Here is a 9321-nt window from a genome sequence, read left to right on the forward strand (position 1 = left end):
GTTTTGTCATTTCTTTTCCCCCCCCACTACTCTGTTGTGTTGAGTGAACATCCCCGCAACCCCCAGGGCGCCCTCGGCGGGGGCCCCCCCCCGCGCCTCGGTGGGGCTCTCGGGGTGCTGCGGGCTACCCCGTGTTACTCGGTGCTGCTCGGCACTACTCCGCGCGGAGCATCGCGTCGACCACCCGGGCGGAGGCCTTGCCGTCGTCCAGGTCGCAGTACGCCGTGCGGAACGCGGCGGCCTTGTCGGCGTACTCGGCCGCGACCTCGCCGACCCGGCCGAGCGCGTCGACCAGTTCCTCGGAGGTGGCCAGCAGCGGGCCGGGCGCCTCCGCCTCGAAGTTCAGGCTGAAGCCGCGCAGGTTGTCGCGGTAGTGCTCCAGGTCGTAGGTGAAGAACAGGATCGGCTTGCCGGTCGCGGCGAAGTCGAACACGCTGGCGGAGTAGTCGGTGATCAGCACGTCGGCGATCAGCAGCAGCTCCGCCATGTCGGGGTAGCTGCCGACGTCCCAGATGTAGCCGTTGCCAGCGCCCGGGATCTGACCGCACATCATGCTGTGCCGGCGCACCAGCAGCACCTGGTCGTCGCCGAGCGCGGCCTTGGCCGCCGCCAGGTCGAGCCGCAGGTCCAGCTGGTACCCGCCGTTCGGCCGGCGCCGGTCCTCGCGCCAGGTCGGCGCGTAGAGCACGACCTTCTTGCCCTCGGGCAGGCCGAGCCTTTCGCGCACCTGTTCGGCGGTCTTCTCCCGGTCGGCCGCGAAGAGCAGGTCGTTCTTCGGCGAACCGCTTTCGAGAATCTCGCCCTTGTAATCGAACGCGCGTCGCAGGATCGGGGCCGACCAGCTGTTGCCGGCCGCCAGCAGACTCCAGCTCGGAACCTCCCGGGCGAGGCCCTTCAGGTAGTTCGCGTCCGTGAACCAGACCTTCTCGAAATCGAGGCCGATCTGCTTCAGCGGGCTGCCGTGCCAGGTCTGCAGGACCACCTGGCCGGGGCGGCGGACGAAGAAGTCGGGCAGGTGGGTGCTGGTGACGATGTACTTGGCGGTGGCCAGCGCCTCGAACCACTCCGGGCTCCACAGCCGGATCGCGCTCGCCGACTGCGGCAGATCGGCCTGGAGGTCGTCACTGCCCCACAGGTGCTCCAGCGGCAGGCCGCGGCGGACCAGCTCCTCGTGGACCGCCCGCGGCGAGTCGGCGTACAGGCCGCCGAGGCCGACGTTGTACAGCACGGTGTCGCGCACCGGGTGCCGGCGGGCGTTCGGGTAGTCGACGAACCGCAGCTGGCGCAGCCGGTAGCCGCTGCGCTCCTCCGGCAGCAGCGCCGAGTGCGACTCCAGGGAGAGGCCGTCGTGGTGGCGGCGCTCCAGCACGATGCGCTTGCCCCGGGACTCCACCTCCAGCGGCATCGCGCCGAAGCAGTCCGGCGAGATCAGCGCGTACGAGCTCGGAAGCTCCTCGGCCACGGCGCCGACCGGGCGGAAGAAGACGTTCCAGGTGCCCTGGGCGAGCGGCACCCGGCCGGCGAAGGAGGCCGTCGGCACGGCGGGCAGCGCGGTCCGGAACCGTCCGTCCGCGATCTCCACCGGGTAGACGTGCTCCTCCTCGCGCCAGTCGTGCCGGACCACCAGCTCCCAGCGGTGCGCGCCGGACAGCGGGAACGAACCGCTGAGCAGGAAGCCGTCCGCGCCGCGGGCGGAGACCTCGTCCACCACCGGCTGCAGCAGCTGGTCGGAGAACTGCAGGTACCCGCTGGGGGAGGGCTTGGAGTAGAGCGCCCGGCGCTGGTCGACCGGGGCGTCCGGGTTGAGCGGCAGGTGCAGCTGCGCCGGGGCGTTGCGGTCGTCCCAGGTCACCGGGACGGTGCTGCCGTCGGCCAGGACCAGCGCGGTGTCCCAGCGGTCACGGGCGCGCTCGGCGGCCACCGGGTCCAGCTCGGCCCAGGCCTCGCGGAGGGCGGTCAGCTCGGCCACCGGGAAGGACACGCTGAACGGCTGCAGGCTGCCGACCGGCGCGCCCAGCTCCAGCGGGAAGGCCAGCTCGCGGTCGGACTCGACGTGGGTGAGCCGCAGCCGGGCCCCGGCGAAGCTGGAGCCGGAGCGGGCCGCGCCCGACACCTCGACCCGGCCGCCGTGCGAGGCCAGGCCGGTCACCCGGGCCTTGACCGTCTCCACCCGCAGGTAGACGGAGCCGTCCCGGACCCACGGCACGATCCGCACGTCCGGCTCGACCCAGTGCGCCGGGATGTACTGCGCGGTGTCGCTCCAGCCGGCCCAGACCCGGCCCTTGTAGACGCCGCCCTTGCCCGCGCCGGCCACCAGGACGCGCCAGTTGCCGTCCTTCCACTGGCCGCGGTGCTTGAGCTTCTTCGGGTCGACGCCGACGGTGAAGCCGGCCCAGTCGCAGCTGTACAGGTCGTGGTGGCAGCTGGCGGTGGCCTCGGGGCTGTACTGGGTCTTCATCGGCACCGCGATCACCCGGCGGCCCTTGGCCTCGCGCAGCACCAGGGTGCGGACCATGTCGTGCTTGCCGGCCGCGCCCAGCTGCTCCGGGTACGCGTGCCCGGTCAGCTGCAGTCGCCCGCCGACCCAGGCCGTCTCGTACAGCCGGCTGCGCATGACCAGCGAGTTGTCCAGCTTGAGCACGCCGGACGGCACGCTCTTGCGCCCGCCGCGCAGGAACGGGTAGTCGGCGTACGGGCGCAGCAGACCGCGGGCCTGGACACCGCCGTTGCTCTCGCCCTCGTACTTGATCTGCTCGACGAACTCGTCGATCCGGCCCTGGAGGGTCAGGTGGTACTTGAGCCGCAGCGGCGCCCGCAGCTTGCGGACCTGCTCGGGGCCGATCGCCCGCAGCAGCCGGCTGACGTTCTTGATGTAGGCGTCCCGGTACTCCTTGTCGCCGTCCACGACGGACCAGAAGAACATCGGGATCTCCTCGACGAGGGTGTTCTCGTCGTAGGAGCGCAGGTACTGGGCGAAGCGCGGATCGGTCTGCTTGCGCAGCCAGCCGCGGACCAGCTCGACCGAGGTGACGCGGTCGATCAGGCCCTTGGGGTTGGTGCGCATCTGGGTGATCGACATCTCGCCGACCTCGCGCTCGCGCCAGTGGTAGATCGGCTCGCAGAGCACGTCCACGCTCTTGGCGAGGTAGTGGTGCGGCACGCTGACCGGCGCGTCCTCGTACAGGATGCCCTCGGGGTAGAGGATGCCGGCCGCGTCGAAGAAGGAGCGGCGGTACACCTTGTTCCACGCGGTGCGGTCGGTGACCAGCGCCGGGACCTCGGTGATGTGCGTCTTGAGCTTGGTCTCCCTGAACGGCCGCGAGTGGCCGCCGGACTGGTAGTAGCCCACCGCGCGGAACCGCAGCACGTTGCCGGTGGCGAAGTCCGAGCCGGTCTCGTCCAGGGTGTTGATCATCAACTCGTACGCGCTCGGCGGCATCGAGTCGTCACTGTCGACGAAGCACAGGAACTCGGCGTCCGGGTCGATGTGCCGGATGCCGGTGTTGCGGGCCGCGCCGAGGCCCTTGTTCACCTGGCGGACCAGGCGGAACCGCGAGTCCTTGGCCGCGTACGCCTCGGCGAGGGCCGCGCTGTCGTCCTTCGAACCGTCGTCGACCATGACGCACTCGAAGTCCGTGAAGGTCTGGGCGGCGATCGAGTCGAGGCATTCGACCAGGTAACGCTCGACGTTGTAGATCGGAACGACGATGGAGAGGCGGGGAGCCATCGGCTACGCAGGCCTTTCTCGGGAAGGAGCGTGGCAGCCCGTTGAGGGCCTGACCGCACTTTGGATCGGTGCGTACGTGCGCACCGATCCTACCTCCGGGCCATGGGGCCCTTCGGGGCCACTACGCTGGGCCCGTGCCCCGCTTCAGCGTGATCGTCCCCGTGTACCAGGTTCAGGACTACCTCGCCGAGTGTCTCGACTCGGTGCTCGGCCAGGGCGGCCCCGACCTCGAACTGATCGCGGTGGACGACCGCTCCCCGGACGGCTGCGGCCCGATGCTCGACGAGGCAGCCGCCGCCGACCCGCGGATCCGGGTGCTGCACCTGCCCGAGAACGTCGGCCTCGGCCGGGCCCGCAACGCCGGCCTGGAGGCCGCCACCGGGGACTACGTGATCTTCCTCGACAGCGACGACACGCTCACCCCCCAGCTGCTCAAGAGCGTCGACGACCGGCTCGCCGCCACCGGCGACCCGGACGTCCTGGTCTACGACTACGCCCGCACCTACGCCGACGGCCGGATCACCCGGGCCGCCTCCGCCCACGTGTTCGGCGCCGCCTCCCCGGACGTCTTCGACCTCGCCGCCCGCCCCGACCTGCTCGACCTGCTCCAGGTGGTCTGGAACAAGGCCTACCGCCGCGACTTCGTCACCGCCCAGCAGCTGGTCTTCCCGGCCGGCTACTACGAGGACACCCCCTGGACGTACCCGGCGCTGCTCGCCGCCGCCCGGATCACCCTGCTCGACGAGGTCGGCGTGCACTACCGCCAGCGCCAGGAGGGCGGCAACATCCTGGCCACCGCCAGCCGCAAGCACTTCGACGTCTTCGCCCAGTACGACCTGGTCTTCGCCTTCCTGGACCGCCGCCCCGACCTCGACCACTGGCGCCCGGTCGTCTACGGCCGGATGCTGCACCACCTCAACACCGTCGTCTCCAAGCCCGGCCGGATCCCGCCCGGCGACCGCCGCGAGTACTTCCGCCGCGCCGCCGCCCACTGCGCCCGGCTCCGGCCGGCCGGCTACCGCCCGCCGCCCGGCGTGGACGGCGTGCGCACCGAACTGCTCAGCCACGGCCGCTACGGCGCCTACCAGGCCGTCCGCGCCCTCGCCCGGGCCCGCCGCCTGGTGAAACGCTAGAGACTGCGCCGAGCCTGACGGCCGTTCGGAGGACGGACCGGTATAACCGGTCGGGTGGACTTCCTGACCCGCCTCCCGGTCGTCGGCCCGCTCGTCACGTGGGTGCTGCGCAGCCGCCCGTACCGGGTGTACGAGTACTTCTCCGCCGCCCGGGGCAACCGGCTGGCCGGTGCGGTCACCTTCTTCGGGTTCCTCGCCCTGTTCCCGCTGCTCACGGTGGGCCTGGCGATCGCCGTCTCGACGCTCAGCAGCAGCCAGGTGGCGGACCTGCAGAAGCACATCTCCGACCAGCTGCCGGGCATCTCGCAGGCGCTCAACCTGCCGTCCCTGGTGGCCAACGCGGGCGCCGTCGGACTGGTCAGCGGGGCGCTGCTGCTGGTCTCCGGCCTCGGCTGGGTGGACACCATGCGCACCTCGATCCGGGACGTCTGGCAGTTGCCCGACGACGACACCAACGTGGTGCTGCGCAAGGCCTGGGACTGCGCGGTGCTGGGCGGCCTCGGCGTGGTGTCGCTGATCTCGGTGGGCGCCTCCACCGCCGGGACGACGCTGGCCGGGCGGATCGCCGACTGGACCGGCCTGCGCAGCGGCTACCTGCTGACCGGGGTCGGCGTGCTCATTGCCATAGCGTGCGACACGCTGCTCTTCGCCTACCTGCTGGCGCCGTTCCCCGGGATCGGCGGCCAGCGCCGGCGCGACGTGCTGCAGGGCGCGCTGATCGGCGCGGTCGGCTTCGAGCTGCTGAAGGTCCTGCTCGCCTCCTACCTCGGCTCCGTCGCCGGGAAGAGCCTGTACGGCGCCTTCGGCGTGCCGGTGGCGCTGCTGCTGTGGATCAACTTCGTCTCCCGGCTGCTGATGTACTGCGTGGCCTGGACGGCGATGGCCGATCCGGTGGCCGCCCGGGAGCGCACCCGGGAGCACGCCCGGGCGCTGCTGGCGGCGGCCGATGAGGCGCAGGCGGCCGCGGATACGACGGCGGCCCGGCCCCGGGAGGAACCCTGAGGCCGGGCCGTCCGTCCGGCCGTCACCAGCCGGCCGCTCCGCGGCGGCCGCGCCGCAGGACCAGCACCCCGTAGCCGGCCGCGGCCGTCACCAGCACGACGGCCAGCCAGCCGCCGAGGCCGAGCCCGTCGTCCTCGGCGGCGGCGGGGGTGGCAGTGGGGGTGGTGCCGGGCCGGGTGGCGGGGGTGGAGTCCGGCGGGGGCGCGCCGGCGGTGCCGCCGGCCTGGCCGCTCGGCTCGCCGTCCGGCGGGAGTTCGTCGACCAGCTTGCCGACCGGCTGCACCTTTCCGGCCGCCGCGAAGCCCCAGTCCAGCAGGGCCGCGGTCTCGTCGTAGACCTTCTGGTAGCTGTCCGGGTGCATCACGGTCACCAGCAGGGTGCGGCCGTTGCGTTCGGCGGCGCCGACGAAGGTCGAGCCGGCGTTGGTGGTGAAACCGTTCTTCACGCCGATCAGGCCGGGGTACTTGCCCAGCAGGCGGTCCGTGTTGGCGATCCCGAAACTGCCGCGCTGGCCGGTGTTCTTGTCCACCGCGCCCGGGAACATCGCCTGCCGGGTGGCGCAGTACATCCGGAAGTCGGGGTTGCGCAGGCCGGCCCGGGCGAACAGCGACAGGTCGTAGGCCGAGGAGAGCTGCCCGTCCATGTCGTAGCCGTCCGGGGAGATCACCCGGGTGTCCCGGGCCTGGAGGGCGTCGGCGCGGGACTGCATCTCGACGACGGTCTGCTCGACGCCGCCGTTCATGTGCGCCAGGACGTGCACGGCGTCGTTGCCCGAGCTCAGGAACACCCCGCGCCACAGGTCCTCGACCCGGTATTCCAGGTTCTCCTTGATGCCGACCAGGCTGCTGCCCTCACCGAGCCCGAGGATCTCCTCGTCGGCGACCTTGTGCACCGTGCTGCGGTCGAACTTGGGCAGCACGGTGTCGGCGAAGAGGATCTTCAGGGTGCTGGCCGGGGCGAGCCGCAGATGCGGGTTGCTGGCCGCCAGCACGTCGCCCGACGTGGCGTCGGAGACTATCCAGGACTCGCCGGTGAGGTCCCTCGGCAGGGCCGGGGCTCCGGCCAGCGGGGAGACCTGGACGCCGGAGCGCCCGAGCCGCTCGCCGCCGACCACGGAAGCGGCCGGGGGCGGCTCCTGCGGGGCGGCGACCGCCCCCGGGGCGGCTAACAGGGCCGGGAGGACCGCGGCGGTCGTGACGAACAGATGCGCGAATTTCTGACGACGTGTGGACACGCGCAGACCGTACCCACTTCGGGGCATCCGCTGTGCGCCACACCGGGCCGGTCCTCCGTACGAGGGGCCCGCCCTACGCCGATCGGCGGTCCGCGCATACTGGGGGACGCACCCCGCCTCCCCACCCCCGACGAGGACCGCCATGAAGCTCAGCCGCCGCACCTCCTGGTTCCTGACCGCCTTCGGCGTCTGGTCGATCATCATCTGGACCACCTTCGTCAAGAACCTCTGGAAGGACTCCGGCGGCCAGGCCTTCACCAACGGCGACCACTCCCAGCCCACCGCCTTCTTCTGGATCCACCTCCTCCTCGCCGTCACCTCCTTCCTCCTCGGCGTCGCCGTCGGCGCCATCGGCCTGCGCGGCCTCCGCGCCACCCGCCGCACCCCGGCCACCGACTGAATCTCCGTTGCCGCTGTCGGTCCCCACTGGAAAGATCCTCACCGCTCGTACACGTAACGAGATCTCTCGATCAAAGGGGTGGGGTACCTCCATGACACTTCGGCATGCCCGCAGACTCGGCGGGGTGACGGCGGCCGCGATCGCGGCCGGCCTGCTCACCGCGCCCGGCGCCTTCGCCGCCGACACCGCGCCGGCCGTCCTCGGCACCAGCCAGGGCAACGAGTACCGCGCCGACGCCTGCGACTCGACCACCGCCCCGAGCTGGGTCGGACGGACCACGAACGGCCCGACGCTCAACGCCAAGGTCACCGGCACCGGTGCCCGGTTCGGCGTCTGGGACGAGACCACGGGCGCCCAGGACCCGGTCTTCACCGGAACGGCCCAGGCGTACGGCCAGCAGGCCAAGGTCGCCGTCCCCGGTCTGGTGGACGGGCACGGCTACGCATGGCACGCCTGGGCCGTGCAGGACCAGCAGACCTCCGCCCCGTCGGCGGACTGCCACTTCCGGGTGGACACCACGAGCCCGACCGCCACGGTCTCCTCGCCCGACTTCCCGGCGAGCGGCACCGCCACCAAGTACGCGGGCCAGAAGGGGACCTTCGTCCTCACGACCGCCGACCCGGCCCCGGCCGGCGGGCAGGCCTCCGGCGTCGCCTGCGTCCGGTACGGCTTCGGCAACCTCGGTGTCGGCGGCTGCGACTCGTCCGATGCCGTCAAGCCGGGCGCCGACGGCACGGTGACGGTAGACCTCAAGGTCCGGGACTGGGGGACCAACATCCTCAACGTCCAGGTGACGGACAAGGCGGGCAACGTCGGCGGGGCGTCCTACACCTTCTACGCCCCGTCGAACCCGAACCCGCCGAAGACCCTCGGCGACGTCGACGGGGACGGCACCGCGGACATCCTGCTGCCCGACGCGCAGGGCAACCTGCAGTACCTCAGCGTGAACGCGCCCGACACGACGCCGAATGCGGTGATCACGGGCGCCCACGCGCCGTACGACGGCAACTGGGCGCCGTTCCAGGTGGCCCACCTGGGCTGGTCGAACCAGCACACGCCGTCCTCGGACGACCTCTTCGTCCACAAGCCGGGCGACGGCTACCTCTACCAGTACCGGAACTTCGACTACGGCTCCTTCTCCCAGACCTGGACGGGTGCCGGGCGTTCGACCCGCTGCGTGGACGGCACCGGGGCAGCCGCGGCGTGCCCCGCCGACTACGCCTCCGACTGGTCGAAGGCGGACCAGCTCGTCGCGTTCGGTCCGGCGACCGGCGGCTTCGCCCCGTCGCTGGTGACCCTTGAGGGAGGCAACCTCTGGCTGCATGCCGGCGGCAACTTCAGCTTCGGCACCCAGAAGGTCCGCAAGCTCACCACCACCGGCGACTGGGCCGGCTACGACCTGATCGCCCCCGGCCCGGACGCCGCCGGCAACCTGGCCCTGTGGGCGCGCGACCGGGCGACCGGTGACCTGCACGCCTACCCGGTCCCGAAGAAGGCCGACGGCACCTTCGACTTCTCCGCGCTCGCGGACCCGAAGGCGAACGTGGTCGCCACCGGCTTCACCACCGCCGCCTACCCGACCCTCGGCAGCTCGGGCGACGGTGACGGGGACGGCACGCCGGACCTGTGGGCCGTGACCGCCGACCGGCACCTGGTGACCTTCAGCGGCTGGTCCGCCCCGAAGGACCTCGGCGCGCTGCGCTGAGCCCATGGCGAAGGCCCCCCGGCCGAACTACGCTGTGGAGTGGGGGGTAGCCCGGTGCTGGGGGTGGTTAAATTTGGGGGGGTGACCGGGCCCCGGGGCATTGGTTGGGGGTATATTAAA

General features: G+C 71.8%; 6 protein-coding genes. 4 read left to right on the forward strand and 2 right to left on the reverse strand.

The features are described 5' to 3' along the window. Positions 1 to 154: 154 nt before the first annotated feature. Entirely contained in the window at positions 155 to 3727 is a 3573-nt protein-coding gene (locus ACFV6D_RS07570) for a CDP-glycerol glycerophosphotransferase family protein (RefSeq protein ID WP_063349034.1), read from the reverse strand. Positions 3728 to 3861: 134 nt separating this feature from the next. Between ACFV6D_RS07570 and ACFV6D_RS07575 the strand changes: the two genes are divergently transcribed. Together ACFV6D_RS07575 and ACFV6D_RS07580 are read left to right on the forward strand one after the other, a co-directional pair. Next, positions 3862 to 4860 carry a glycosyltransferase family 2 protein gene (locus ACFV6D_RS07575; RefSeq protein WP_380370201.1) on the forward strand — a complete coding sequence of 333 codons (999 nt, stop codon included), beginning with the start codon at positions 3862 to 3864 and terminating at the stop codon, positions 4858 to 4860. Positions 4861 to 4914: 54 nt separating this feature from the next. Then, positions 4915 to 5862, forward strand: a complete 948-nt coding sequence (locus ACFV6D_RS07580; protein WP_380558845.1) for a YihY/virulence factor BrkB family protein — start codon at positions 4915 to 4917, stop codon at positions 5860 to 5862. Positions 5863 to 5884: 22 nt separating this feature from the next. On the opposite strand, the gene ACFV6D_RS07585 is transcribed toward ACFV6D_RS07580, so the two are convergent. After that, positions 5885 to 7096 carry a D-alanyl-D-alanine carboxypeptidase family protein gene (locus ACFV6D_RS07585; protein ID WP_380338948.1) on the reverse strand — a complete coding sequence of 404 codons (1212 nt, stop codon included), beginning with the start codon at positions 7094 to 7096 and terminating at the stop codon, positions 5885 to 5887. 142 nt (positions 7097 to 7238) lie between these two features. On the opposite strand from ACFV6D_RS07585, the gene ACFV6D_RS07590 reads away from it, so the two are divergent. Together ACFV6D_RS07590 and ACFV6D_RS07595 are read left to right on the forward strand one after the other, a co-directional pair. Further along, positions 7239 to 7496 carry an SCO4848 family membrane protein gene (locus tag ACFV6D_RS07590; RefSeq protein WP_380490639.1) on the forward strand — a complete coding sequence of 86 codons (258 nt, stop codon included), beginning with the start codon at positions 7239 to 7241 and terminating at the stop codon, positions 7494 to 7496. Between the two features lie 91 nt (positions 7497 to 7587). Continuing rightward, a complete protein-coding gene (locus ACFV6D_RS07595; RefSeq protein WP_380558848.1) occupies positions 7588 to 9201 on the forward strand; it encodes a hypothetical protein in 1614 nt (537 codons plus the stop codon). The last annotated feature ends 120 nt before the right edge of the window (positions 9202 to 9321 follow it).

The sequence above is a fragment of the Kitasatospora sp. NPDC059812 genome (assembly GCF_042732075.1).
Taxonomy (GTDB): Bacteria; Actinomycetota; Actinomycetes; order Streptomycetales; family Streptomycetaceae; genus Kitasatospora.

Coding starts and splice junctions, on each gene's coding strand:
- ACFV6D_RS07570 (WP_063349034.1), bottom strand. CDS start 3,727: ATGGCTCCCCGCCTCTCCATCGTCGTTCCGATCTACAACGTCGAGCGT.
- ACFV6D_RS07590 (WP_380490639.1), top strand. CDS start 7,239: ATGAAGCTCAGCCGCCGCACCTCCTGGTTCCTGACCGCCTTCGGCGTC.
- ACFV6D_RS07595 (WP_380558848.1), top strand. CDS start 7,588: ATGACACTTCGGCATGCCCGCAGACTCGGCGGGGTGACGGCGGCCGCG.